The organism is Paenibacillus yanchengensis, from assembly GCF_042684845.1.
Lineage (GTDB): Bacteria > Bacillota > Bacilli > Paenibacillales > Paenibacillaceae > Pristimantibacillus > Pristimantibacillus yanchengensis.
In genome coordinates this window covers 86,189-112,496 of the sequence record NZ_JBHUMH010000021.1, presented here as the reverse complement: position 1 = coordinate 112,496, position 26,308 = coordinate 86,189, and the positions used below count along the sequence as shown (strand labels likewise).

General features: G+C 38.5%; 30 protein-coding genes and 1 other RNA gene. 13 read left to right on the top strand and 18 right to left on the bottom strand.

The window, feature by feature from the left end:
* From ACFSTH_RS10475 to ACFSTH_RS10465, 3 genes are all read right to left on the bottom strand, one after another.
* Positions 1-650: IS256 family transposase (locus ACFSTH_RS10475; protein ID WP_377793659.1), on the bottom strand; the 650-nt coding region annotated here is incomplete at its 3' end.
* A gap of 363 nt (positions 651-1,013) precedes the next feature.
* Positions 1,014-1,841, bottom strand: coding sequence for a Cof-type HAD-IIB family hydrolase (locus tag ACFSTH_RS10470; protein WP_377774292.1), 828 nt, complete (start codon positions 1,839-1,841; stop codon positions 1,014-1,016).
* A gap of 17 nt (positions 1,842-1,858) precedes the next feature.
* Positions 1,859-2,617, bottom strand: a complete 759-nt coding sequence (locus ACFSTH_RS10465) for a pseudouridine synthase (protein WP_377774488.1) — start codon at positions 2,615-2,617, stop codon at positions 1,859-1,861.
* 160 nt (positions 2,618-2,777) lie between these two features.
* Between ACFSTH_RS10465 and ACFSTH_RS10460 the strand changes: the two genes are divergently transcribed.
* Both ACFSTH_RS10460 and ACFSTH_RS10455 read left to right on the top strand, forming a co-directional pair.
* Complete coding sequence (locus ACFSTH_RS10460; protein ID WP_377774294.1) at positions 2,778-3,290, top strand: thioredoxin family protein; 513 nt, start codon at positions 2,778-2,780, stop codon at positions 3,288-3,290.
* A complete protein-coding gene (locus ACFSTH_RS10455; protein ID WP_377774296.1) occupies positions 3,290-3,778 on the top strand; it encodes a PCYCGC motif-containing (lipo)protein in 489 nt (162 codons plus the stop codon). Before ACFSTH_RS10460 ends, ACFSTH_RS10455 begins: the two co-directional genes overlap by 1 nt.
* Positions 3,779-3,911: 133 nt before the next feature.
* Here ACFSTH_RS10455 and ACFSTH_RS10450 read toward each other — a convergent pair whose 3' ends face one another.
* On the bottom strand, positions 3,912-4,715 hold the full coding sequence (locus ACFSTH_RS10450) for a GTP pyrophosphokinase (protein ID WP_377774298.1): 804 nt from the start codon (positions 4,713-4,715) through the stop codon (positions 3,912-3,914).
* A gap of 16 nt (positions 4,716-4,731) precedes the next feature.
* Positions 4,732-5,829, bottom strand: coding sequence for a quinone-dependent dihydroorotate dehydrogenase (locus ACFSTH_RS10445; protein ID WP_377774300.1), 1,098 nt, complete (start codon positions 5,827-5,829; stop codon positions 4,732-4,734).
* Positions 5,830-6,013: 184 nt separating this feature from the next.
* On the opposite strand from ACFSTH_RS10445, the gene ACFSTH_RS10440 reads away from it, so the two are divergent.
* Positions 6,014-6,154 (top strand): hypothetical protein, encoded by a 141-nt coding sequence (locus ACFSTH_RS10440; protein ID WP_377774302.1) that lies wholly within the window; start codon positions 6,014-6,016, stop codon positions 6,152-6,154.
* 10 nt (positions 6,155-6,164) lie between these two features.
* Here the strand turns inward: ACFSTH_RS10440 and ACFSTH_RS10435 are convergent, their stop codons facing one another.
* From ACFSTH_RS10435 to ACFSTH_RS10425, 3 genes are all read right to left on the bottom strand, one after another.
* Complete coding sequence (locus tag ACFSTH_RS10435) at positions 6,165-7,586, bottom strand: L,D-transpeptidase family protein (RefSeq protein ID WP_377774304.1); 1,422 nt, start codon at positions 7,584-7,586, stop codon at positions 6,165-6,167.
* Positions 7,587-7,728: 142 nt separating this feature from the next.
* Positions 7,729-7,971: a ferredoxin gene (locus ACFSTH_RS10430; protein WP_377774306.1), complete on the bottom strand. Its 243-nt coding sequence runs from the start codon at positions 7,969-7,971 to the stop codon at positions 7,729-7,731.
* 39 nt (positions 7,972-8,010) lie between these two features.
* Positions 8,011-9,318: a DNA polymerase IV gene (locus ACFSTH_RS10425; RefSeq protein WP_377774308.1), complete on the bottom strand. Its 1,308-nt coding sequence runs from the start codon at positions 9,316-9,318 to the stop codon at positions 8,011-8,013.
* 205 nt (positions 9,319-9,523) lie between these two features.
* Between ACFSTH_RS10425 and cimA the strand changes: the two genes are divergently transcribed.
* Positions 9,524-11,134, top strand: a complete 1,611-nt coding sequence (gene cimA, locus ACFSTH_RS10420; RefSeq protein ID WP_377774490.1) for a citramalate synthase — start codon at positions 9,524-9,526, stop codon at positions 11,132-11,134.
* A 69-nt stretch (positions 11,135-11,203) separates the two neighbouring features.
* Here cimA and ACFSTH_RS10415 read toward each other — a convergent pair whose 3' ends face one another.
* A complete protein-coding gene (locus ACFSTH_RS10415; RefSeq protein WP_377774310.1) occupies positions 11,204-11,749 on the bottom strand; it encodes a TlpA family protein disulfide reductase in 546 nt (181 codons plus the stop codon).
* Between the two features lie 304 nt (positions 11,750-12,053).
* On the opposite strand from ACFSTH_RS10415, the gene ACFSTH_RS10410 reads away from it, so the two are divergent.
* On the top strand, positions 12,054-12,497 hold the full coding sequence (locus tag ACFSTH_RS10410) for a MerR family transcriptional regulator (protein WP_377774312.1): 444 nt from the start codon (positions 12,054-12,056) through the stop codon (positions 12,495-12,497).
* A gap of 57 nt (positions 12,498-12,554) precedes the next feature.
* On the top strand, positions 12,555-13,238 hold the full coding sequence (locus tag ACFSTH_RS10405) for a zinc metallopeptidase (protein WP_377774314.1): 684 nt from the start codon (positions 12,555-12,557) through the stop codon (positions 13,236-13,238).
* A 66-nt stretch (positions 13,239-13,304) separates the two neighbouring features.
* Here ACFSTH_RS10405 and ACFSTH_RS10400 read toward each other — a convergent pair whose 3' ends face one another.
* The gene (locus tag ACFSTH_RS10400; RefSeq protein WP_377774316.1) at positions 13,305-14,207 is read right to left on the bottom strand and encodes a LysR family transcriptional regulator; all 903 of its coding nucleotides are present in this window, start codon (positions 14,205-14,207) and stop codon (positions 13,305-13,307) included.
* A gap of 36 nt (positions 14,208-14,243) precedes the next feature.
* Complete coding sequence (locus ACFSTH_RS10395; protein WP_377774318.1) at positions 14,244-14,891, bottom strand: rhomboid family intramembrane serine protease; 648 nt, start codon at positions 14,889-14,891, stop codon at positions 14,244-14,246.
* A gap of 102 nt (positions 14,892-14,993) precedes the next feature.
* Between ACFSTH_RS10395 and tpx the strand changes: the two genes are divergently transcribed.
* The gene (tpx, locus tag ACFSTH_RS10390) at positions 14,994-15,512 is read left to right on the top strand and encodes a thiol peroxidase (RefSeq protein WP_377774320.1); all 519 of its coding nucleotides are present in this window, start codon (positions 14,994-14,996) and stop codon (positions 15,510-15,512) included.
* A 56-nt stretch (positions 15,513-15,568) separates the two neighbouring features.
* Here the strand turns inward: tpx and ACFSTH_RS10385 are convergent, their stop codons facing one another.
* The 4 genes from ACFSTH_RS10385 to ACFSTH_RS10370 form a co-directional block, all read right to left on the bottom strand.
* The gene (locus ACFSTH_RS10385; protein WP_377774492.1) at positions 15,569-15,958 is read right to left on the bottom strand and encodes a DUF1499 domain-containing protein; all 390 of its coding nucleotides are present in this window, start codon (positions 15,956-15,958) and stop codon (positions 15,569-15,571) included.
* A gap of 122 nt (positions 15,959-16,080) precedes the next feature.
* Positions 16,081-16,264, bottom strand: a non-coding RNA gene (gene ssrS / locus ACFSTH_RS10380) — 6S RNA.
* A gap of 69 nt (positions 16,265-16,333) precedes the next feature.
* Positions 16,334-17,185, bottom strand: a complete 852-nt coding sequence (locus ACFSTH_RS10375; RefSeq protein ID WP_377774322.1) for a YesL family protein — start codon at positions 17,183-17,185, stop codon at positions 16,334-16,336.
* A 380-nt stretch (positions 17,186-17,565) separates the two neighbouring features.
* The gene (locus ACFSTH_RS10370) at positions 17,566-19,143 is read right to left on the bottom strand and encodes a DEAD/DEAH box helicase (protein ID WP_377774324.1); all 1,578 of its coding nucleotides are present in this window, start codon (positions 19,141-19,143) and stop codon (positions 17,566-17,568) included.
* Between the two features lie 243 nt (positions 19,144-19,386).
* Between ACFSTH_RS10370 and ACFSTH_RS10365 the strand changes: the two genes are divergently transcribed.
* Positions 19,387-19,581 carry a hypothetical protein gene (locus tag ACFSTH_RS10365; RefSeq protein ID WP_377774326.1) on the top strand — a complete coding sequence of 65 codons (195 nt, stop codon included), beginning with the start codon at positions 19,387-19,389 and terminating at the stop codon, positions 19,579-19,581.
* A 163-nt stretch (positions 19,582-19,744) separates the two neighbouring features.
* Here the strand turns inward: ACFSTH_RS10365 and pfkA are convergent, their stop codons facing one another.
* Both pfkA and ACFSTH_RS10355 read right to left on the bottom strand, forming a co-directional pair.
* Positions 19,745-20,713 (bottom strand): 6-phosphofructokinase, encoded by a 969-nt coding sequence (gene pfkA / locus ACFSTH_RS10360; RefSeq protein WP_377774328.1) that lies wholly within the window; start codon positions 20,711-20,713, stop codon positions 19,745-19,747.
* Between the two features lie 24 nt (positions 20,714-20,737).
* Positions 20,738-21,766 (bottom strand): tetraprenyl-beta-curcumene synthase family protein, encoded by a 1,029-nt coding sequence (locus ACFSTH_RS10355; RefSeq protein WP_377774494.1) that lies wholly within the window; start codon positions 21,764-21,766, stop codon positions 20,738-20,740.
* Between the two features lie 383 nt (positions 21,767-22,149).
* Between ACFSTH_RS10355 and ACFSTH_RS10350 the strand changes: the two genes are divergently transcribed.
* The gene (locus tag ACFSTH_RS10350; RefSeq protein ID WP_377774496.1) at positions 22,150-22,602 is read left to right on the top strand and encodes a ribonuclease domain-containing protein; all 453 of its coding nucleotides are present in this window, start codon (positions 22,150-22,152) and stop codon (positions 22,600-22,602) included.
* Between the two features lie 5 nt (positions 22,603-22,607).
* On the top strand, positions 22,608-22,904 hold the full coding sequence (locus tag ACFSTH_RS10345) for a barstar family protein (RefSeq protein WP_377774330.1): 297 nt from the start codon (positions 22,608-22,610) through the stop codon (positions 22,902-22,904).
* 71 nt (positions 22,905-22,975) lie between these two features.
* On the opposite strand, the gene ACFSTH_RS10340 is transcribed toward ACFSTH_RS10345, so the two are convergent.
* On the bottom strand, positions 22,976-23,173 hold the full coding sequence (locus ACFSTH_RS10340) for a cold shock domain-containing protein (RefSeq protein ID WP_377774332.1): 198 nt from the start codon (positions 23,171-23,173) through the stop codon (positions 22,976-22,978).
* Between the two features lie 259 nt (positions 23,174-23,432).
* Here ACFSTH_RS10340 and ACFSTH_RS10335 point away from each other — a divergent pair, with 259 nt between their 5' ends.
* From ACFSTH_RS10335 to pepF, 3 genes are all read left to right on the top strand, one after another.
* Positions 23,433-23,666, top strand: coding sequence for a hypothetical protein (locus ACFSTH_RS10335; RefSeq protein ID WP_377774334.1), 234 nt, complete (start codon positions 23,433-23,435; stop codon positions 23,664-23,666).
* Between the two features lie 4 nt (positions 23,667-23,670).
* Complete coding sequence (locus tag ACFSTH_RS10330; protein ID WP_377774336.1) at positions 23,671-23,850, top strand: hypothetical protein; 180 nt, start codon at positions 23,671-23,673, stop codon at positions 23,848-23,850.
* A 237-nt stretch (positions 23,851-24,087) separates the two neighbouring features.
* Positions 24,088-25,884, top strand: a complete 1,797-nt coding sequence (gene pepF, locus ACFSTH_RS10325; protein ID WP_377774498.1) for an oligoendopeptidase F — start codon at positions 24,088-24,090, stop codon at positions 25,882-25,884.
* The last annotated feature ends 424 nt before the right edge of the window (positions 25,885-26,308 follow it).

Genomic DNA, 26,308 nt, shown 5'->3' with positions numbered 1-26,308 from the left:
TGAGCGAAGAAAGTTCCCCATGTAGCTTCCGATTCTGTATCTCCAATCTCCAGCCCTAATACCTCCCTGACTCCATCCTGACGGATACCTGTCGCAACGAGAACACCTCTAGAGCGAACTCTGCCATGCTCACGTACTTTCACATACATCGCATCGACAATGACGAAAGGATAGATGGCAGTAAGTGAGCGATGATTCCAGTCTTGAACGATCGGATCTAACGTTTTGCATAGCTCACTTACCGTAGATTTTGAAAAGGATGTGCCGCACAATTCTTCGGTGATTTTGGTGACTTTACGTGTGGATACCCCCTGCACCACCATTTCCATCAAAGAAAGGACAAGTGCTTGCTCACTTCGTTGATGCCGTTGAAATAACTCCGTAGAAAAACTTCCGTCTCTGTGTCGAGGAACCTGAAGCGTTAATTTTCCTAAACGAGTAGTTAATGTACGGGAATAAGAGCCGTTGCGCATGCCTGTACGTTCTTCATTTCGCTCATATTTTTCAGCACCTAGCTGATCTGCAGACTGCGCTTTTAATACTTGATTGAGTACTGTTTCCAACAAGGCAGCGATACCAGCATTCCTAGCATCTCCAATAAACAATTGGTGCAAAAGTTCTTCATTTAGTGTAATCTGATATTGAGTCATGATGAATCCCTCCATGGAATGTTGTCTCGACAACTTCATTCTAAAGGAAATAATTCATCATGGCTCTTCTTATTTTCTTCCAGATGCATTTTACACAATTATATGGACTTTACTGTTGGGGTCTAAGCTTTGTACGAATTATCGTATAAACAGACTGGGTAGAGGTTTGTAGTGAAGCTTGATACGAAAACAGTCATGCCTTCCTTTGTCAGGCAAAAAACTATAAACGAGCTTCGGCTTGGAATGACAGTTGGAACGTAAACTGTGAATGAGATATTGTAGTAGGACGGAAAAAACGCCACGTTTCTTTGTCCTACTTTTAGTTTAGCGACTTATTGAAAAGCCTATTTCCCTATATTCCAATTATTCATTCCAGACATATTTACGCAACGCTTTAGCTGCTCCGTCATTGTTATTCGTATCCGTTACATAATCTGCAAGCTCCTTCACTTCATCTGGCGAGTTCCCCATTGCGACTCCAAGACCAGCAAACTGTAACATAGATACATCATTAAAATAATTGCCTATGGCAATAACCTGTGAGCGATCGATTTGTTTTAATTTGGCATATGCCTCTAGCGCGTTTCCTTTTGAAGCTGTTTTGCTCTGAATGTCGAGGAATTGTTCTCCGCTTCGAATTAATTGTAGTTGTTCTGGCAGATCCCAGGTTGCCCATATTGCTTCTACTTCACTTATAATAGATTCTTCAGCAAATACCGTCATTTTGACTACTTGTTGTTCCAACCTATCTAAGTCGGAGCAGAGCACTGGACTTTCTTCGTAATCAATATACATCTGCGTAAGTTCAGGCGTCGTTGTTTCAATCATCATTTGCAGCGCAGTATTGACATCAAAGTTAATATCATGTTGCCGGCAATACGTAATAAATGGAAATAATTCCACAATCGAAAACCCATTTTCGTATAATACCTGCTTCGTTCCTGCTTCAATGACGACCGAGCCATTATGAACAATAGCACTGCCAGTTAATGACAGCTTATTTAATATCGGAATCGTACTAGTCGGACCTCGTCCTGTACATAGCACAACATCCGCTCCTGCCCCTAACAATGCTGCTATCGTAGACTGCATTTCCTCCGTTATTTCATGCTGATCATTGATTAACGTACCGTCGATATCTAATGCAATTAAATTATATTTTAATGTTTGTAATAGGTTTTGATTAGTCAAAGTCACTTCTCCCCTTCTTATGTCTTCGTAAGTGGCACTCCAATCGCTTGTAAATCTGCCAATTCTTGCTCCGTTAGCTCTCTATATGTTCCTTCCGGCAAGCTTTCATCTAAATGCAGCGTCCCCATCGTTATCCGCTTCAGATGTAACACCTTTTTTCCTACCGCCAAAAACATCCGTTTTACTTGGTGAAACTTCCCTTCATGTATCGTCAAATGGATCAAGGAGCATCGACCTTCCGCTGCTGTAAAACGATCTAATATAGTTAACTGAGCTGGTAATGTAACATATCCATCATCCAAAGTAACACCTTGCATAAAAGCCGTTTGATCTTCCTGATTAACTGTGCCAAGTACTATAGCTTCGTATGTTTTGGGTACCTGCTTTTTCGGAGATAACAACTGATGAGCAAGTTGTCCGTCATTAGTCAGTAATAATAAGCCTACAGTATCTTTATCTAATCTTCCAACTGGAAACGGAGCAAAATGCTTTTCACTATCAGCCAATAAATCAAGAACAGTCCGATCACGCACATCTTCGGTAGCCGAGACGACTCCTGCCGGTTTGTTCATTAACAAATAGATGTTTTCTTTGTAAAGCACTGGAGTTCCTCCAAACGCAATCGTGCTATTATCACTCCGGACAATTAAGCCGGGATCTTTTACAATCTCACCTGCTACAGTAATTAATCCTTGTTTCATTGCTTTTTTTATTTCACTACGCGTTCCAAACCCTGCATGAGCAAGTAATTTGTCGATTCGCATTTTTTCACTCATCATAACACCCCAACATTACACTTTATTAGTTTAATAGTTTATTAGTTTATCTATGACTATATCACGCTTCTACTGTTTTCAACAAAGTTGTAGTATAATAATGACGGAACACAAATCAAAATAAGAGAATACTATAATTATGCGGAGGTCGTAATTGTCAATGAAAAAAAAGTCTAACTCAAAAATGATTTATTTGTATCTAGGTATTATTGTCGTCTTAATTGCAGGAATCTTTGCTTTCACTAAATTAGAGCCAAAAAATAGTTTATACGATATGCCTACATCCAAATTAAACCCAGCAACTCGTGACCAGCTAAAAGATTCTAACTACCAGAATATCATATTACCAGCAGCACTGGACAAAAAAATTACAGATAAAGAAGATTTCTTCGTTTACTATTTTTCTCCAACTTGTGGGTATTGCCAACTAACTACACCTGAGTTGATGCCACTTGCGAAAGAGCTGAGTGTACCAATTCATCAATTAAATGTACTAGAATTTAGAAATTATCAAAGTAAAATGAGTATCGAGCATACACCTACGCTTGTTTATTATGAAGATGGTGTTGAAGTAGAACGTATGGAAGGTGGAATTAAAACTCCGGAAGCGCCAACTGGACATCCACTTGATGACTATAAACAATTTCTAACGAAACATCATGGTAGTAACTAATGAAAACAAAGTATTGGATCGTATATAGCTTTATGATGGTATTCGGTTTTGCGACGATACTGACCGCTTGTTCCACTGCTCAAGAGCAATTATCTTACAAAAAAGCACAATTAGTTGGAAGTGAAACGTGGCAAAGTACGAATAGTGTTGATATGCTCCCTTCCTTTTTGGATGAAAGTACCGAGTACAATCGCTCATTGTATGCAAATGTTGGTGCTCACGCCCATATTATGCAAGAGATGAATTGTTACTGTGGCTGTATGAAGGGAACAAAGTATGATGAGGCACATGATTCTTTGTTGCGCTGCTACTGGGCAAAAACACCAGATAATACGACGGAACAAGCCGAAATTGTTTGGACAGATCACAGTACAACATGTGGTATTTGTAAATTAGAATTGCAAAAGGTTATCGAAATGCAAGCAGACGGTAAAAGTGTGGAAGAAATTAAAACAACTATCGATCAGGAATATACCGGACAACACTAATTTCCAATACTATTTTAATTAAACAATAAAATGCAAATACAAAAAGACTAATAAGAGCTTGGTGGTTAACCACATTCTTATTAGCCTTTTTTCTTTTCATAACATTATTGCATTATTTCATTTGTGGTAATAGTTATTTGTTGCCCGATTGTTTTGCCTTCGCAATTTCTTCTTGAATCGTGGCTGCTAGCTGCCATAATCCTAAATAGTCAGATGCAGCATATAGTTCATTAAACCGTTGTTGATATTGCGCAGCATGACGTACTAAATGACGGGCATACAATTCATGAATGCCATTCAATATAGTCGCTACTACACTTGCTTCCTCTTCAAAATTAATTTGCGCATCTAATATTTCTCGTCGAATGCTTGCCATCTCTCGATCAAGCGCATAAGCCGCTTCTGCTGCTTTTTTCAAACGTAGACGTACATCATCTGGCAAACTTTCTTTAAATTTATAATTTAGAGAGTGCTCGATCGTCGCCCAAAAATTCATTGCGAGCGTTCTAATTTGAATTTCAGCTAGTACCTCTGTATAACCAAGCGCGGTTTGTACAGGATATTGTACGATAATATGATAGCTACGATAGCCACTTTCTTTGAAATTAGTAATATAGTCCTTTTCATAAACGAATGTAAAATCTTTTCTAGTTCGTATTAATTCAGCAACACGATGTATGTCATCTACAAATTGACACATAATTCTAATTCCTGCTATGTCTTCGATCCCGCTATCTAATTGATCCATCGGTATACTTAACCGTTTGGCTTTGTCCAATATGCTCGATATTCGTTTAACACGTCCAGTAACAAATTCAATCGGAGCATACGCTTCACGCATTTTCAATTCACTGCGCATCGTTTTAAACTTTACTTTTAATTCTTCTACCGCTTGCTCGTATGGCTGTAAAAAAAAATTCCAATCTCTACCGTCCATCCGGCCGCCTCCTGTATTAGCGATGATCTGCGCCCACTGCTTCAGCTATGTTACGGTAACCGTCTTTACGCAAACATTCTACTAAACCAGCTGTTAGTTCTTTCATAATCCCTGGTCCTTTGTATATTAACGCTGAGTAAATTTCAACTAAAGAAGCACCTGCACGAATTTTATCGTATGCATCTTGCGAAGAAAAAATGCCTCCTGAACCAATAATAGGTATTTTTCCTGCCGTTTGCTTGAACACTTCACGAATTACTTCAGTTGATCTTTCACGTAGAGGTACACCGCTCATTCCTCCAGTTTCTTTTGCATTGGCATGAGTAAGCCCATCGCGAGATAATGTAGTGTTAGTAGCAATTATACCCGAAACACCACTATTTTTAATCGTTTCTACCGTATTTGCCAATTGCTCATCCGTCATATCTGGAGCTATTTTCACCAATACCGGTTTCGTACGACTACCAAGCCGCTGACTTTGACTATTCATTTCAGTCGTAACAGCTGTAAGTAAATTCCGCAAGTCATCACCATGTTGTAGGTCTCTTAATCCTTGTGTATTCGGAGAACTAATGTTGACCACAAAAAAATCGCCATATCCATATAGCGCTCGAATACATGCTTCATAATCTTCATGTGCTAATTCATTCGCTGTGTCTTTGTTCTTTCCAATATTAATAGCTACAGGTATATGATGCAATTTACGTTTTTTCAAGTAGCCTGCCATCGCAGCAGTACCTTCGTTATTAAATCCCATTCTATTGATCAACGCTTCATCTTCAGGCAAGCGAAACAAACGAGGTTGTTCATTACCTGGCTGCCCCTCTGGTGTAACTGTTCCCACTTCTATAAAACCAAACCCGATGCTTGAAAATCCATCTGCACTCTTTCCGTTCTTATCAAGACCTGCTGCTAGTCCTACTGGATGAGGAAAAGATATGCCAAACACCTCTGTTTGCAGTTCTGGCATCGGTTTAATTCCATACATTGTATCCAGCATCCGAGTTACGCCCGGTACTTTTCCTGTCATTGCCAGTCCATCAACAACGAGATGATGCGCTTTTTCTGGATCCATTTTGAAAAATACAGGCTTTAATATAGTTCTATAAAGCAAGCCTCTCACTCCCGCACTAGTTATTTACTCCAACGAACAGTTTAACTTCTTTCTGAAAAAAAGAAAAGAGGTTTAGTCAGTAAATTTGTGTGAATACGATTGTGAGCAACTTGCGACAAACCGATAAAACGATTAAAATGCTCATATATGCAGCTATTAATAATATGATAAGAAAGGTTGATAGATGATGAGCGCAGCTAAACGGAAACCAGCTCCAATGAAAACTAAACCAAAAGAAGAAGTGAATAAAAAAGCAATTATATGGACGGTTTCGCTCGCAGCGGTACTTATTGTAATTATTGCACTACTTCTCATTTTAAGTTAATTATACCTGTTTAATTTAACCATTGATATAGCTGATCGCTGTTAGTTTCCTCTTGCTTCGGTGTTAACTTGAAACGATCATCCGATAACGCTGGAGCAAGTGGATCTAATTTAGGTAAACTACCATGTGCTATTTTGACAGATGTTCCAAGTGGAATAAGATCATATAGTTCCTCGATATCTTCATTGCTCAGACGTATACAACCTAACGATTCATCCGCACCGATACTATCCTCATTCCAAGTACCATGAATAGCAAATAATGTATCTGACAGCACCATGCCACGTGTTCCAAATATATCTGGCTGCTCCCCTGTAGGATGCTTCACTTTTTCACTAATTTCAAACTCACCTTCAGGTGTTCGCTCCCCACCAAGCCCTACCTCATAGCTCCGTATAATAATCTGTTGATAAACAACTGCCAAGCTATAATTTGTAGGATCAATTATAATTTCTAACGGTTGTTCTTTATCACCATCCCACCCGCTCGCATCTAGCAAAGTTGTCTTTTGAAAATCATTGTTATGAGGTCTAGCATTTTCTTTCTCTTTTACTTGAACTGGTTTCTTTTTTTCTGTTTTTTGCAGTTGCTGTAAAGTAGATGTGAAACTAGCGGCCATATGTGGGCTGTCTCCAGCTAATATATTTTCTGGATATGGTTTTACAAGATCATCTAGTTGCTCCGGCCACACATCGTTTCGGTTCTTGTATTGCATTATGGCACTAACTAACGTCCATTGATGCAGCTGATTCTGTTGCCATGTATTTAAACGATTACTCATTTGCTGGTTATCTGCTGGTTTACATTGACATAACGCTTCATTAAAAAATATAACTTCCCATGATCCATTTTGTTCCGCTTGCTGATTAATGACAAATTGCGGCTGCATCACATCTGGCCAAATGTGAAAGTTTTGTTTCTGCTCTAATGCTACTGCAACATACATAGCTGGCGTTTCAGAACTGGCAGTCGCGATAGACTTCATTGCATCGCCTACTAGATTGGGTTGTTCTTCAGACAACAGTAAAACGCCAAGCTCCCCAGTTTCTTCCTCTGCCACATCTGCCACTTGCGATACGACTAGTGATTGATCTCCTTCAGCTGCTAGCTGTTTAGAAGTTAGCTTTCCATCCTTCGACATAAGCAAAATCATCGTTAAAGGAATAATTAACATCCACAACCACTTTCTTTTTTGCGTTCGTTCGTGCTGTGTTTGTGATTGCTGTAGCTGCTCCATTTGTAATAACACTAGCGGATGATGTTCATCCTCAAATGCTTCATAAATATCACCAGCTTGCACAAAACAATAATTAGCCTTTTCATGTTTACCAGCATTGGCATAATGTTTTCCGAGTAAATACCATCCCATTTGGTTATCTGGATGTTGTTTAACAAATTTTTTTAAATGAGTAATATCTGGCTTCTCGTGCAATAATGTCCCTCCTTCACCCGAAAATAGGACAATCTACATTTGACCATTCTTCCTAGTCCATATTTATCTTCATTATATACAAAAATCCTTTTTTAGTTTCTCGTAAATGGTACGATAGACTGAAAAAAGGATACTTTCTATATCAACCTTCTTTATTAAACGGTTCATCTTCTATTTTTATGGAATCCGTCGGACAGCCATCGAGCGCATCGTACATATCTTCATGCAATTCTTCAGGAATTTCTGTATTACCGCGATTACAATCGTTCTTGTATACGACTTCAGCTACTCCCTCATCATCGTAATCATATATATCGGGTGCTGACGCTCCGCACGCTCCGCATGCAATACATGTGTCCTTCTCCACCCAAGTATATTTCGCCACACTATTTCCCTCCCAAGTTTACACCATATGGCACTAGCTTCACTCATCAATATATAACAAACTATCATCTTTTTGCAAGGACGTCCCACGAATCCTTTTGTTACGTATTAGTGTCGACGGATCATCACCTAACATACCAGCCGTTAATACAGCTGATTCGCCATACTTGTTACGAATTTGGTCCATCGCTTTGGTTAAAGCTTGTTTTTTGGGCTGTTCTTCGTACTGAAACAAATCTAATTGCTCTACTGCATGCGATGCACTAGTTAAGTTTTGCAGCGTAACACCAAGTAATCGGATGGGATCTCCTTCTTGCCAATTACGATCCAACAACTGACAAGCTTGATGATAGATTGTAAAAGTGTCTTCTGTTGCTGTAGATAACGTTTGTGAACGGGTAATCGTCGACATGTCCGGTTTTCTAATGGTAACTTGAACAGTAGATGCAAATAATTGTTGTTTACGAAGCCGTCTACCCGTTTGATCAGCCAGATTTAGTAATATGCGATGCACCTGTGTCCGTTTTGTTACATCTGCTGGTAACGTTGTCGTATGCCCTATAGATTTGTTCGGCTCTTGTTGATTGGTTACTTCTGTATGATCAATGCCATAAGCAGCAGATTTTAACCAACTGCCCATTACTCCAAATTGTTTAATCAGTAATTGTTCATCCGTCTTAGCTAACTGCTCGATCGTCATAATATTCATCTTAGCTAATTTCATCGCTGTTTTAGAGCCAACACCAAATAATTCACGACATGGTTTAGGCCATAATATACGTGGAACGTCTCGCAATCGAAGAACAGTTATTCCATTCGGTTTTTTCATATCCGATGCCATTTTTGCTAGTAACTTATTAGGCGCTAATCCTATTGAACATGGTAATGACCATTCCTCATGGATTCTTTGCTGCAATTCAGTAGCAATATCGAGTGGCGTACCGAATATTTTGGAGCCAGTAATATCTAAATAGCATTCATCAATAGATACTCGTTCGACAAGTGGAGTATATTGTTCAGCTATGTGCATAAACCCACGAGCATACTGACGATACAAATTAAAATCTGGAGCAATTAGTATTAATGAAGGATAGATTTTTAAAGCTTGACGAACATTCATCCCCGTCTTAATTCCCAAAGCTCTTGCTTCATAAGAACATGTAACGATAATACCTTTGCGAGCTTCTACACTACCAGATACAGCCGTTGCTTTCCCTGCATACTTGCCCGGCTCTTCAGCCGCATGAACTGAACAATAGAAAGCATTCATATCCAAATGGATAATTACTCGACCTTTTTCTGGATACATCGATTCAACGTGACGGCTTGGCTTTTTAGGTTCGCTCATGACGACTTCACCCCTTTTCAAATTACCAAACATACATTCTATTTTTACCATATATTTTGCTTTATCGATAGCTATATTTAAAAATATTAACGTAATGGTTACTTTTTCATGACTAACTTACGATTATCACTCTACTTTACTCGTGCAAAGTGATATAATAAGAAATTATTTGTGCTGTAGGTATAGTGAAGGAGGTTTTATAATGATGAATGATAACATCTTTATTTTGGACACTACTTTGCGTGATGGTACGCAAGGGGAAGGAATTAGTCTATCAGCGGATGACAAACTAAAAATAGCTCTCAAACTGGATGCTTTGGGAGTTCACTATATTGAAGGCGGCAATCCAGGTAGCAATAGTAAAGATATTGAATTTTTTCAACGAATTAAAGATTATAACTTAAATGCTAAAATTACTGCTTTTGGCAGTACACGTCGCAAAAATAGTAATGCAGAAACCGATGCTAATCTACTCAAAATCGTCACTTCCGGAGTGCAAGCTGCTACATTAGTCGGGAAATCATGGGATTTTCATGTACATACCGCCTTGCAAACAACACTGGAAGAAAATTTGGCGATGATCTATGACTCGATTGCTTTTCTAAAACAACATGAAATTGAAGCGATGTATGATGCGGAACACTTTTTTGACGGATTTAAAAATAATCAAGATTATGCACTCGCTGCACTACGTAAAGCACAAGACGCTGGCGCTAACTGGCTAGTACTTTGTGATACGAACGGTGGAACATTGCCTGACGAAATTCAAGAAATTGTTACCTATGTAAAAGAACAGCTACATGTGCCTATCGGTATTCATACGCATAATGATTGTGAACTAGCAGTCGCCAATACACTTGCTGCGATCAAAGCAGGGGCTAGACAAGTACAAGGAACGATTAATGGCTATGGAGAACGTTGTGGTAATGCCAATCTTTGTTCGATTATTCCAAACTTGCAATTAAAAATGAACTACAACTGTCTGCCTGAAAATAATTTAGCTGCTTTAACTAGTACCGCTCGTTATATTAGTGAAATTGCTAATGTTCATATGCCAGTGGGACAACCTTATGTTGGCAACGCTGCCTTTGCGCACAAAGGTGGTATTCACGTCTCAGCTATTTTAAAAGATGCAAAAACATATGAACATATTGCTCCAGAGTTAGTCGGCAATAAACAACGAATATTAGTTTCCGAGCTAGCAGGGCAAAGCAACATTATTTCCAAAGCAGTAGAAATGGGATTAGATATTAATACGAACAATGAAAAAACGAAAACTATTATCGAAAAAATAAAAGATTTGGAACATCAAGGGTATCAATTTGAAGGTGCTGATGCTTCACTAGAGTTATTGCTACGAGAAGCGTTTGAAGAAGTAAAAACATTGTTTACAATTGAATCTGTTAAAATGCATATCGAGAAAACAAATGGCAGTATGATTTCCGAAGCGATTGTCAAAATCAATATCGATGGACAACAAGTGTACACCGCAGCAGAAGGTAATGGACCGGTGAACGCACTGGACAATGCTCTACGCAAAGCTTTAGTTCAGTTCTATCCTAACATCGAAAAAATTCATTTATCCGATTACAAAGTACGTGTCATTGACGAGAAGGATGCCACGGCTGCCAAGGTACGAGTATTGGTGGAGTCAACAGGACTAAATAATACGTGGAGTACTGTTGGTGTCTCCAGCAACGTTATTGAAGCTAGTTGGGAAGCGTTAGTCGATAGTATACGTTACGCCTTGCTTCATATGGAAAAAGTAGATTTGAAAATCGAAACAACTGATCGTATAGGGCTTATTAATCATTAATTTAAAACTCCTGTTAGAAAGTAATGACTGGCCATTGCCAACCACTTTCTTAACAGGAGTTTTTTTCTTTTATTTTTCGAGCCACTTTTCAATTCTACGTTCCCAATCTTCGTATGTAATAACGCCAGGTATTCTTTCGCGAATAACACCATTGCTATCGACTAAAAAATTGGTCGGATAAGACTGTATTTTAAATAATTTCGTAATATCTCCTTCGCGATCAAACACGACAGGAAAAGTAAATTTATAATCTTCTACAAATTGACGCGCAGCTCTTTCTTTATCATTTTTCGTAGAATTAATACCATAAATAGTCATAACATCACCATACTTCTCATGAAGCTTCTGCAAGTCAGGCGCTTCTAACTCACACGGTCCACACCATGATGCCCAAAAGTTAAGAAAAATAAGTTTTTTCTCGCCACTTTTTATCCATACAGACTCTTCCTCCATATCAGGCAGCTGAAAAGGTACCATTTCGTGCCCTACTGTCGGACTAAATCCAGCATTAACCTTTAGAATAGAGCCATTTTCATCTGCTGCACGATTATATTCTACAACGGAAAACCCTGCTAATACGAATGCAGCAATAAATAACATCATTACCTTTCTCATCGATGTCCCCTCCTAATCCCATATATCGACCTCTACATGTCGGTGACCCGTGTTCCATCGTATCATGATCATCCACTTCGCTCAAGCAATCTAAGTTGATTTTCATGAAACCACCACTCCATTCCAAATAATATCTATAATCAGAACACAGCATATGCTATACTGTTCCCTCGTCCACTTAATTCATTCCAATGATATGTAACTAATGACACATTAATTACAAAGTAGCGAATCGTTTGACGACAGCCTTTCTAACTATTATCATTAGAGTTAGAAGACGCTTGTATAGAAGGCAGGTGAAGCAATGTCAGATGTACCACAAATGTATAAAATCGGAGAATTAGCTAATCTTGCTAATATAAACACCAGAACAATTGATTACTATACTACTATAGGTTTAATTGCACCAATTGAACGCTCAACAAGCAATTATCGCCTATATTCTGATGAAACTTTGGCTACGTTACATCGTATAGAACAATTGAAAAGAAACAAACTGACATTGGAAGAAATTAAAGCCATTTTACACAAACGAGATAGTGATCTGACAGAGGAGAGTGTTACACAGCGATTAAACGAATTAGAACTACAATTATCGAATATTGAACGAGAAGTAAAAGCGTTAGAACCAGTATTAAAACAAATGAAACCACGACAAGCGCGACAACTATTTACTAAGCTTACACCTCAAACAGCTGCTTGTATTGAAGCCTTAATGTTACTTATGAACAAAAACACTTTTATGTAACATCCAATAGTTAAAAATTACTAAAAATAATGTTAAGTATGAATAGGAGGTTTTCCAATGGGATTTCATCCAATTGATTTTTTAATCTTTATCGCTTTTGGTATTTCTATTTGGGCACAATTTCGTGTAAAAGGAACATTTAATCGCTGGGCTCAAGTCGAAGCCTCCAGTGGGCTAACCGGTTATCAAGCTGCGCGCCGGATGCTCGACAATAACGGATTGCACGATATACCTATCGAACCTGTTCCAGGCGCACTTAGCGACCATTACGACCCCGTTAGCCGTGTAGTAAGGTTATCAGAGCCTGTCTATTATGAACGCTCTATATCAGCAATCTCAGTCGCTTGTCACGAAGTCGGTCATGCGATCCAACATGCAGAATCTTATTCGATGCTTGTGCTTAGACATCGCATTTTCCCAGTCGTTAACTTTGCATCATCGATTGCCCCAATATTGCTAATTGCTGGATTTTTATTAAGTATGAATAATACATTAATCGGGCTAGGAATTATCTTTTTCTCCGTAGCCGTTGCCTTCCAGCTTATTACATTGCCTGTTGAATTTAACGCTAGTAGTAGAGCTCGCGATCTAATGGTTGCTGATGGCTTTATTACAAATAACGAAGAACGTGGAGTCGCTAAAGTATTAAACGCCGCAGCACTCACTTACGTTGCAGCAACACTTATTTCCTTATTGCAATTGTTTAAGTTTATTGCAATATTCCTTAATAATCGAGATTAAAAAAAACGGTATCGGATCTCATTTGCCTAACAGATTACACTGTTAGCAATGATCCAATACCGTTTTTCAATCTGTATTAACTGGCTCATCAAAATATTGAAGTAAAAAAGTATGGAATAGATTAGACACATGTGGCAACTTCTCGTGAGTTCGATGGATAAGCCCAATCGTCCGCGATACTTGTGGATAGCTTAGTGTCACCTTTACCGCTTGCAACGGTCCCGTATAGTGTAATGCCATCTCTGGTAATATACTAACTCCCATTCCAGCTGCAACGAGTCCACGTATCGTATCAGTTTCTTCTCCTTCAAAACCAATCTTCGGTACGAAGCCAGCTTCTTTGCATGCATTCATTACAATAGGTCTTAATGAATAGCCTTCACTAAACACAACGAATGTTTCTTCTGCAAGTTGTTGCAATTCAATTTCTGTTTCATTGGCAAGCCGATGATTAGGCGGCAATATGGCATACAATTGCTCTGTCAATATCACTTGTCCACTTACATCATCATGATCATTAGGAAAAGGAGAAATGAAAGCCAAATCGATATCTCCCTGCACTAATTCTCGAATAAGTAATGGGTACATTCCTTGCCGAAAACGAAACTTGACATTAGGATACTTTTTACGAAAAGCAGCTACAACTTGTGGAACGAGTGAAATACCAAGACTATGCGGAAATCCTAACCTGATTTCGCCACGTTCTGGGTCCAAAAACTCATGCACTTCTGTTACTGCTCGTTCCAAGTCTAACAATATCGCTTCTATTCGTTTTTTAAACAAATGTCCCGCTGGTGTAAGCTGAACATTACGCCCTTTTTGTACAAATAGATTAACGCCAAGCTCTTGTTCTAGCTGATGAATTTGACGACTTACCGCAGACTGAGCAACATGTAATTCCTCTGCCGCCTGCGTTACATGTTCTTTCTGTGCTACTTTAACAAAATAATGAAGCTGACGAAGTTCCATTGCGGATTCAATCTCTCCTGTATAAGCATATTTATATTATTTGTTACGAAGCTTCGACATCCTCAATCGATCAAACAAACTGTATAACAAAAACCCAGCTATTGCTCCACCAACATGTCCCCAAAAGTCAATACGTGTAATGATAATGGAATATACTACACCAAATCCTAGTATAATATAAATTGTTTTGATTGAGCTGACATCAAGCATCGTTTTCCGGAACAATGCTATAAATAGAAACGCACCATACACACCATATATCGCTCCAGATGCCCCTACTGCCACTCGTAACACTTGCGGATCGCCAAACCATGTCGTAGCCGCTGCACTTGCTAAGCCCCCGCCTATACCGCTTAAAAAATAAAAAATCAGATAGCGAGAAGTTTTAAGTAAATGCTCAAGTGGCGGAGCAAACACGATCAAAGCAAACATATTATAAAGCAGATGATCGAATCCACTGTGCATAAACATAGCAGTAAAAAAACGCCACGGCTCTAGCATACCATAAGGTGCTACTTCTGGATTCGAGATCAACCCGCCAAACTCTTTCAAATGGGTGGGATCATTCGTATTGCCTTGTAAAGCTAGAACGATAAAGTAAATCACATTAATGACTACGAGTAATGTCGTACCTGGGTATTGACGTACATACGATCGAAAACTTTCATATCTTAAAAATATCATCTGTTTCCTCCTTCTGGCTATCCAGTTATTGGACAACAATTGCAGTTTATGATTATAATGAATGTCGTACAACAAATACTTTTAATCAAGGAGGATTTATTCATGGCTCAAGAACGTACAGGTGTTGCAACTTTTAAAGGCAACCCATTAACATTAGTTGGACCAGAGCTGCAAGTAGGCGATCAAGCTCCTGATTTTACTTTACACTCATCTTTATTAGATACTGCATCATTAAGCAATTTTGATGGTAAAGTAAAATTAATCAGTGTTATCCCATCTATCGATACAGGTGTGTGTGACTTGCAAACACGCCGTTTTAACGAAGTGGCAAGCGAACTAGGAGACAATGCAGCCGTACTTACTGTAAGTGTGGACACACCTTTCGCACAAGCTCGTTGGTGTGGTGCAGCCGGTGCAGAAAAAGTTACGATGCTGTCCGATTACAGAAACCAAAACTTCTCTTACGCTTACGGCGTTTATATCAAAGAATTTGGACTAGCTATGCGTTCAATCTTTGTAATCGACCAAAACAACAAGGTACAATACGTAGAATATGTAGCCGAAATGTCGGAGCATCCTAACTACGATCAAGCAATTGCTGCAGCAAAAGCACTTCTCTAAAACGTTGTGACGGCAAACAAAGCGAGCAAGGGATACCTTTGCTCGCTTTTATTTATTTAGCTTTTAACTTTATAAGAGGCTAGTTTTTTATCAAGCGCGCGATACAAATCGAGTATCACTCTATAATTAGATCCCAAATCACCTAAAGAGCCACGGGAAGCAGAATAAATATCGACTGCTGATGTAAGCGGGTTAACACCAATTACGGAAACTGTAATATCCATCGTCCTACCAAACATAGTCCTTTTTTCTAACACAATTTCCCCAACAGATTGTACCTCATGCAATAATTTATATCCTTGCATTTTTTTTATAACAGAAATCACTTCATCCCAAGCCTTGTCCTTTGAAAGTTTATAAAAATGTGATTTCAACAATGGATCTTTGGCTTTGTCGCCAGTTTGTTCATGACTTCGAATTACTCCGACCAATGTCCGCTTCAACAACTTTCGCTCTCCCCCTCTAGCTTCTGTATACGTTACTTTATATGATAACATGATTTGTCCTATGAAAAAAGAGCATTCGCAGTAATTAACCGCTGAAAGCTCTAGTTTAAATGATTATAAATTGAAAACCCGCCAATGCCGTCCGACTCCAAAGTTTCTGAACCCGCTCTCGCAGGTGGGTGTCCGCAGAAATAAGTTTGTGATCCTCACGAGTGAGGCGTGACATCGTTATTCCAATATTAGACTCCCGTGAAACAGCCATTGGTTCAAAACAGCGTAAAGCCGCAACGCACACAGCAGGAGTTTCAATTACTGTATTGTTATTATAGACCGTAACATCATAAAAGTAAACGTCAAACGTCTATCCTAATAATGTTATTTATTAAAATCGTGTTTATCATCTTCTTTTCTTGTCTCTTCTGGCAATGATTTAACACTATTTTCTTGCTCATATTCATCTTTAATTACATCATCCGGATCTATTTCTACAATATCATCATCTTCTTCTGCCAGTTTAGCGTACTTTTCAGCTTTCTCTGCTACTTTTGCATAAGCTAAATTGAAATTCCAAAAAGCTAAAAAAGCTACAATGCTTCCCATAAAAAATGGAATCAAAAATTGAAATTTAAAAAAGCTTAAGTAAATAACAAATCCACACATTATAGCAGTAGATAACGAACGTAGCGGTGTTCCAATTGTAAATAAAATAGACCGTTTCAATAATTGAAATGTTTTTATTTCAAAATGAACAATTACCGAGAAAAAGTTAAACAAAGAAATAAAAATCAAAACAAGAAAAGCAATAAACACATATGCTAACAATGCCAGCTTTTCTTTGTAGACGATAAAATCAACAATCATAATAAAGATAAGTAGGGTGTAAATAATTCCGCCAATCATACTTTGCTTGTAATTTTCTTTGTAACCTCGGAAAAAGGTTTTAAATAACGGTACATCAACTTCACCTTGCACCCATTTACGGGCTACAGTAAACATCGCTGAAGTAGCGGGAAACAGTGTAAACGGTGCCACAATCCCCATTACCATCGATACAAATTTCATATTATCGAGTATTTGTTGTTCAGTTCCTTCAATAGGTACAATTAACCCTAAAGCTGCAAGCGCAAACGGGAAAGAACAAATAATCCACAGTAAGTTGATCGCTGATAGGCGCATAATCCATTCTGAAATTCGATAAAAACCACCCATGATTCCTCTTGGTTCCATTGCTGATGCCTCCATTAACGTCTTTTTAATTATGTATTGCTACAGATATGAGAAAAAGCAGCCCAAATCGAATTCTGCTAGACTATAGTCTAATCACAAATGCCTAAACAGAATATGATGTATGGTGTAATATATTATACGCTTTTTTAGAGGAGGTTTACAAATGAGCAGAAAACATGTACAACATCCTGTTGATGCCCATCAACACCAACACCAACACCAACACCAACACCAAATTAATAACAATAACAGCTTCAATTCAACTGCTGCAGTCTTAGTTCTTTTTATATTGCTGTACATTATTTTAGTTACATTCTGTTTCTAAATTAAAATGGAGAAGAACGGTTTGCCGCAAGGCATCACGGTCTTCTCCGTCTTTGTTAATTATTGTCTGGTGATTTTACACGGCTACGTCTGTCATTGCTGTAGCTGCGATTTTCATTGTTTCGTTTGGAGCTATAGCTACTTGATCCGCTTCTATCCTTATCACGGTAGCTTTTTTCACCACTGCTTTTGTTAGCACTACTGCCACGATTATCGTCACGTCTATAATTCCCACCACCACTGCGTCCACCTGTTGATGAACTGCGGTTAAATGGGCGTCCTGTGGAACGAATATCCGGTTTACGTTTTTTAGCACGAAGCGGCTCTTCTGGTGTTAGCTCAATTGTTACTTCCTTACGATCACCAGTAAGCAATTTAACTGCAGCAGCTAATAAAGATACAGAATCATACTCTTCCAACAATTGGATAGAGATTGCTTTGTATTCCGTAAAATCATCACTTTCCACTACTTCAAGTAAACGCTCAGCCGTTATACGTTGTTTACCTTCAATTGCCTCCGACAAACTTGGAAGCGGCTTACGAGCCATACGCTGACGCGTCACTCGCTCTATAAAATGCAAATGATCCATTTCACGTGGAGTAACGAACGACCATGCCTTACCTTCTTTACCAGCACGTCCTGTTCTACCAATACGGTGTACATAACTTTCTGGATCTTGCGGTAAGTCAAAATTAATAACATGGGATACGCCGGATACATCAAGCCCACGTGCTGCTACATCCGTAGCTACGAGCACATCAATGCTACCGTCACGGAATTTTCTCATCACGCTATCACGTTGATTTTGTGATAAGTCACCATGTAATCCTTCTGCTGAATAACCACGCTTTTGCAATGCTTCACTAAGTTCGTCTACACGACGTTTAGTCCGACCAAAAATAATAGCAAGGTCAGGCGATTCCATATCTAAAAGACGACTAAGTGCTTCGAATTTTTGACGCTCATGAACTTCAATATACGCTTGATCAATCGATGGTGCCGTTACTTGTTTTGGAATAACCGACACATGCTCTGGATTTCTCAAAAATTGTTGTGCTAAACGTTGAATGTTTTGTGGCATTGTTGCAGAGAACAACATCGTTTGGCGTTCTGCGGGTACCAGCTTCAAAATAGACTGGATGTCTTCCATAAAGCCCATATCCAGCATTTCATCTGCTTCATCTAGTACTACCGTTTGAACATCTTCCAGACGAATCGTTTTACGATTAATATGGTCAAGTAATCTTCCTGGAGTACCAATAATAATTTGAGGTTTTTTCTTTAAAGCTCGAATTTGTCGTCCAATCTCTTGTCCGCCGTATATCGGCAACGAACGAAGTCCTTTGTATCGAGTCAACTTCCCGATCTCTTCTGCTACTTGAATAGCAAGCTCACGGGTAGGTGTCATAATTAATGCAACAATTCGATCTTCACTAGTCGGTATTTTGTTTATAAGCGGAATTCCGAATGCCGCTGTTTTTCCTGTACCTGTTTGGGCCTGTCCAATCAAATCTTTACCTTCAAGAGCTATTGGAATAGCCTGGCTCTGAATGGGGGTTGATTCCTCAAACCCAAGGTCCGTAATCGCTTGAAGCACTTTTGGCTCCAAGTTAAATTCTGCAAATGTTTTCAAACTTGTCTCAAACTCCTTCTATCTTCAGCCTACTTAAGAATATCTAAATCATTATAACACATAAGTAATTAGTATTACTAGTTGGCCAAAAAAACATTCATTTTTATTATCATTAGCCGACAACTTTTTTTTTGCAGCGAATACTGCTATAATAGCAGTTAATGAGCGCTATTGTTTCATTCCCTAATCTTTACCCTGTTAGCTTGCAAGTGATTTTATCATTTGAAGAAAGGGTGATGTTTCATGGATATGGAAACTGTTAAATTATCGCAAATTGTTGAAAAATTAGCACCTGAGTTAAGCCCTTTTTTAACGTCAATGGAAATGAACATGGACATTGTTTTAAGGGACGGAATAGATTTGCTCAGACCAGCAGATGTAATGGAAATAGTAGAATTTAGTATTTGCAACAAGCAAAAGAATGGCTTATTACACTAAAGCCTCCACAATGATCACAAACAAGCTGGTCGTAATTGACTAGCTTGTTTTTGTATTGACATCACTTGACAGAGCTGCTGTGTTTGCTCTTTTTTATTTCGATACATACACAGCAGCTTCAAACCGCCCTACCTTCAGCAAAGAACCATTTTTAGTTACTGAATTATTGTGAAAGTCGCATCGCCAATTCATATAATTCCATATTAAATGCGCGTTTTGTATGCACTACTTTATCAATATCTGTAGTTACTAATTGACCATTAACAACGCCACAAGCTTTGCCTGAATCACCATTCATTAATTGACGAACAGCAAAGTCACCTAATCTACTTGCTAAAATCCGATCAACCGCTGTTGGCGTTCCACCACGTTGAATATGACCAAGTACCGTAACTCGCGGCTCTATTCCACTCTTTTCGTGAATAACTCTGGCAACATCGTCACCTTTTCCCGCACCTTCTGCAACTACGATAATACTATGACGTTTGCCAGTAGCAAAATTAACTCGCATTCTTTCAGACACTTCGTTAAGATCAAATGGCACTTCGGGAACAAGTATAGTTTCTGCACCACTCGCAAGCCCAGCATGAAGTGCAATATCGCCACAGTGGCGCCCCATAACTTCTACAACAGAAGATCTTTCATGAGAAGACATCGTATCACGTATTTTATTAATAGCATCTACTACAATACTTACAGCTGTATCAAAGCCAATTGTAGCATCCGTATAGGCAATATCATTATCGATAGTACCTGGAAGACCCATAGCTTTAATACCAAGTTTACTTAGTTTATTCGCTCCTTGATAAGAACCGTCCCCACCAATAACGACAAGCCCATCAATACCTCTTGCTCTCAGCATTTCTGCTGCTTGGCTTTGCCCTTCAGCTGTTTCGAATTCTTTGCAACGGGCTGTTTGTAATATCGTTCCACCACGTTGAATAATATCACCGACACTGCGTAAATCCATTGGGCGCAAATCGTCATTCAATAATCCTTGATATCCCCGTTGTACGCCAAAAACTTCCAAACCATAATAATGCGCACTACGTACTACAGCGCGAACGGCTGCATTCATTCCTTGTGAATCGCCTCCGCTTGTCAGCACCGCAATTGATTTGACTGCAGACATATTAAATTCCTCCATCACCAAATATTATAATCGTCTCCATCGAATCCACTTACTATTGATGAAAAAGAACAAACGAGATAGCGTGCTGTTTTTCATAAGTTGTCTCGATATTTGACGAACGTTTGACTGCTCATGCACTTTTGGATCAGACAAATATAGTGCTAATAAGCCGTCAATAATTAAACGATGAAATTTTGCAGCTGGCAAACGCTCCGCACTTTTTCTTGCTTGCCGTAATATAAATTCCAATCGATCAACTAATTCGATCGAGCTGGGATAATAACTGCAAAAGTTCAAATCGCCACCCAACATATCTTCTTCCATGTCAATACAATAATCTAGTAGAATATGTAGACTACAGATATAGGGAAAATAAGCCTGCTTGTATAATGCGACTTGTTCCTTCGTTAACTGTTCGTCCGTAGCTGCCAAAAAAAGTACAAACATGGCCAGCGTAGATCCAGCGGCAGCAGCAAATTCATGCCATTGTAACTGAGGATAGTTAGTGCGATGTAGTTCCCACCAATCAAGTAATCTCTCTTCTCGCAAATGAGGAGCTATATGCTTGTACACTTGCAGTTCACTGTACAACTTAACCAACTGTTGCACTTCACTTTGCACATAAGAATATGCTGGTAAGTTACTAAGCTGCTGTTGACAAGTTATAACTAAAAACTTCAAATATCCAGCATCATTTTGTTCTGTTCGTTTGGCATAGTAATTGTCAAGCTCCATTCCAGGTGTCACTGCTGTATACATCGCTTGATGTAGCAATGCGAAATCATCAGCATCCATGGAGGTGCTGCGATCACACAAATTATCTAAATAATCACTAATAGTTTGCAGTGCCACAATAAGAGGAACTAGTACAGGCATATAAGCCGGATGGGCAGCAGCATATACGCTCCCTCCTTGACAATGAAATTTTTTAGTGGATATGCTGTCAAGAGCCTGTTTTCGCAATTCTCTATCTGGGATTTGTTTTGCTCGTTCCGTAATTCGCTGCAACTGTTCATTCACTTGAGGCAATATATATTTATAAACGCGGTGCATCAGACCGAGCGTACTTTGTGGAATGACACCACTTTTCGCTGTTATCGGCAACGATGACACCTCCTTTTTCTTATATCCCTCTTCGCATACTTAACACAATTACACCATTACACCATTACACATATTACCTCATACCGCTCACCAAACTAAAATGCTCCACTGTTTAATGTACCATTTCACTAAAAATATATCTACCTAGATTATAAGTTGACGTTTTAAGATATCGTTAATTGTACATTTCTCTGCTTTTTATGGCAATATGTGCGAACCTTATTGAATTAATGATGCGAATAAAATATACTATCACATATTATCTATTTTGAAGTGGAGTCGATACATTAGCTATGAAATTATTCACAACTTTTATGAATTTATTTAGAACTATGTACCAACAGAAACGGTTACCGCTATTTTCCACACCAGTTATTTCTATTTTTCTATCGCTAGCTGTCTTACTTGCAGGTTGTAGTATCGATACTAGCAATGAAAATAATACACCTCTTACCAGTTTTACCGAAGTAGCGAAGTATATACGTGAACATCAACAGTTACCCGTAAATTTCATAACAAAAGATGAAGCACGTAAACTCGGCTGGGAACCACAAAAGCAAAATTTACATCAAGTTGCACCCGGTAAAAGTATTGGTGGCGATCGTTTTGGAAACAGAGAAGGATTATTGCCAAAGCAAAAAAATCGAATCTGGTACGAAGCAGACATTAATTATAAATCTGGCGCACGAGGGGCAGACAGAATCGTTTATTCTAACGATGGGCTAATTTATATGACGGAGGATCATTACAAAACCTTCACCGATATATCTCAGAAAGGGCCATGATGCACATGAATACTATTGCATTGTACGAAACAGATTTAACAAATTATATGACTATCCAGCAATGGCTAAAACAATCGCTGCAATTTCCTGAGTGGTATGGAGAAAACTTGGATGCTCTATATGATATGCTGACAGGCTGGCTACCGCTACCTCTAACAATCGTTTGGTACGCGACAGAAAATCCACAGCTAAATAATGATTCTTCTACAGATTTACAACACCAATTATTACTGTGCCGAGAAGTGTTTGCTGAAGCTGCTACAGATACCGATTCACTACTTATATTTGAATATAGACCGTAAGTCTAGACAAAAAAAGCGATACTGGAAATGGTACCATTTCCAGTATCGCTTTTATATGTTTATTGTTGTTATTACACTCTTACTACGTTAGATGCTTGCGCACCACGGTTACCTTCAGTTATATCAAACTCAACCGCTTGACCTTCATCTAGAGATTTAAATCCATCTCCTTGAATTGCTGAGAAATGGACAAATACATCTTCTCCACCTTCTGCTTGAATAAACCCGTAACCTTTTTCTGCATTAAACCATTTAACTGTACCTTTCAAATGTACAACCTCCTAAAATATAAACCATTGACTATCAAAGTCATTATGATTGTTATTCTCTACTTATATGTAGGGAATGACCATATTATACCTGCAACACCAGATGAATGCAATCTAATTTGTAATTATCACAGTATTTCACACATCCACCAATGGATAAATAGAAATTTCTAATGCTTTTATGCTGGGGCATTGCTTACACCGATTAATATCGTTATGATAATATTACTACTACATTATGAATAAAGGCGGAGTAATTATGTTTAAGAAACATCTGATTTATAAAACAGATAATTACAATATGTTATCGATTGAAGTACAAGGAAAAACGATTATTGCACGCGAAATTTCCGATCAATGGGGCGAAGATTGTCACACTTTTTTAAGTCGTCCAGCTCTACATGATTGGGCAAATCGCCGATTTAACTTGTCTGATTATGCACATGATGAAGAACTTTACCACTCTATTATGAATGCGATAAAAGAGGTGTAAGGAGATGTCACATGCAGCCAGTATGATAGTAATGATTATCGCTTCATTTTGTCTAGCAGGAGTCATTTTGCTAAAGCGTGAATCGATACCTGATAAAGCTAGAAAACCTCTTGCATTAACTGCTATCGGTTTAATTCTTTTTTCCTTTTTTCTAATTGTCTATTCATTAGTCACTCTAGGATAGGCATAAACTAAATAAACAATCGCAATCCCAAAACCATGAGTATACTTTTTGTTTCTCCAGGAGAAAATAACCAAAATAAAACTTGGAGGCACAATAATGACGAAATGGTTAGCCGGATTGCTTAGCATTACTTTGCTATCAACCAGTAGTTTACATAATGTTCAAACGTCTCAGTTAAACAGCACAGTTACTGTAGCATCTGATCAAACACATTCTGATATTTTAAGGAGGAGTACAATGAGTAAGTTGCCAAAACGTACAGAAACAGCGGTCGAAACTCGCTGGCGGTTAGAAGATTTATATGAAAATGAACAAATGTGGGAAAAAGAATATGAAGCAGCAATCAAATTAATTCAATCTGCTGATCAGTTTCAAGGAAAGCTCTCCAGTGAAGAAAAGTTAAAAGCTTGTTTTGAGCTAGAAGACAAATTGTCCTTATACGTAGAACGTTTATACGTGTATTCTAATATGCGCCACCACGAAGATACGGCAGAGCCGAAATATCAATCATTATCCGAAAAGGCAAAAAAGCTTAGCGTGCAAGCAAGTGAAGCTCTTTCCTTTATTACACCAGAAATTTTAAGCTTATCCGACGAACAATTAGAACAATTTATTCAAGCAAAATCACTGGCAGATTATCGTCTTACACTAGAGGAAATGCGTAGACAGAAAGCGCACATTTTATCTAAACAAGAAGAAGCTTTACTTGCTCAAGTTGGCAACATTAGTTCCTCTCCAAGCACCATCTTTAGTATGTTGAACAATGCTGACTTAAAATTTCCAAAAGTTAAAAATGAACAAGGCGAAGAAGTGGAACTTTCACATGGGCGTTATATCCAATTTTTAGAAAGCACCAATCGTGATGTACGGAAAAATGCCTTTGAGGCAATGTACGGAACATATGGCAATTTAAAAAACACGATTGCAGCTACTTTAAATGCCAATGTGACGAAAAATGTATTTTATGCTAACGCTCGAAAATTTGATTCACCACTAGAAATGGCGCTTTACGGCGATAATATTCCAAAAGAAGTGTACACGAATTTGATCGGAACGATACACGATCATTTGCCACTCATGTATCGCTACATGGACCTACGAAAAAAATTACTACAAGTCGATGAGTTACATATGTATGACTTATTTGCACCACTTGTAGATGAATTCGATATGAAGATTACTTACAATCAAGCGAAAGAAACAGTAGCTGCTAGTTTAAAACCATTAGGTGAAGATTATTTGCAAGCACTGCAAGAAGGTTTTGATAAAGGCTGGATCGATGTTTACGAAAACGAAGGAAAACGTAGTGGCGCTTACAGTTGGGGAGCATATGGCACCCACCCTTACGTTTTACTTAATCATAAAGATAACTTGAATAGTATGTTTACACTTACGCATGAAATGGGTCACGCTTTGCACACGTATTATGCGGATGAGACACAAAAATATCGTGATGCACAATACACTATTTTTCTAGCTGAAGTAGCCTCCACGTTGAACGAAGCGTTGTTAATGGACTACTTGCTTAATAAATCGACAGATGTAAAAGAAAAAATGTATTTGTTAACTTATTACGCAGATCAGTTCCGAACTACTGTATTTAGACAAACGATGTTTGCAGAATTCGAACTACTTATTCATGACAAAGCACAACAAGGCGAAGCATTAACTCCGCAGTTGTTGAGTGACATATATTACGATCTAAACGTTAAATACTACGGACCAAATGTCGTCGTAGATAAAGATATTGCCATGGAGTGGGCACGTATTCCTCACTTCTACACCAGTTTCTATGTTTACAAATACGCGACTGGATTCGCTGCTGCCACTAGTTTCTCTAAACAAATTTTGGACGAAGGTACGCCAGCTGTTGACAGATACCTCAACTTCTTGAAAAGCGGTGGCAATGACTTCTCCATCAACATATTGAAAAACGCAGGAGTAGACATGTCCTCACCTGAACCAATTAAACAAGCAATGAGTGTATTTGAACAACTAATCGAACAAATGGAACAACTTACTAGTCAATTGTAATTCCATTTCATTTACTAGTAATCCCTAAAAATAAAAAGTTGGGCGAGAAAACGTAAGGTTGGCGTTGCACCTCAAAGGTTAGATTTTGTACTTTAACTTTTGGGGTGCAGCACCGTTTTACGTCCAATTTTTTTGTGTAGCTACTTTTGCAGGAACATCGTTCAAAATTCGCAAATATATACGATATGTCATACAACGACGTCCTCCCCAGACATAAAAAAGGACTTGACCTCTGATCATGACCCCTTTGTACGATTTTTCATATAAAGCTTCCACTCCACCCGTCTTTTCATGAACTTTTATACGTTTTTTCGTATAAAACTTCCTCTACAACAACCCGTACATTGTCCATTTATACGAATTTTCGTATAAAGCCGTCTCTACAACCCGCTCCACATGTCCGTTTATAAGATTTTTCGTACAA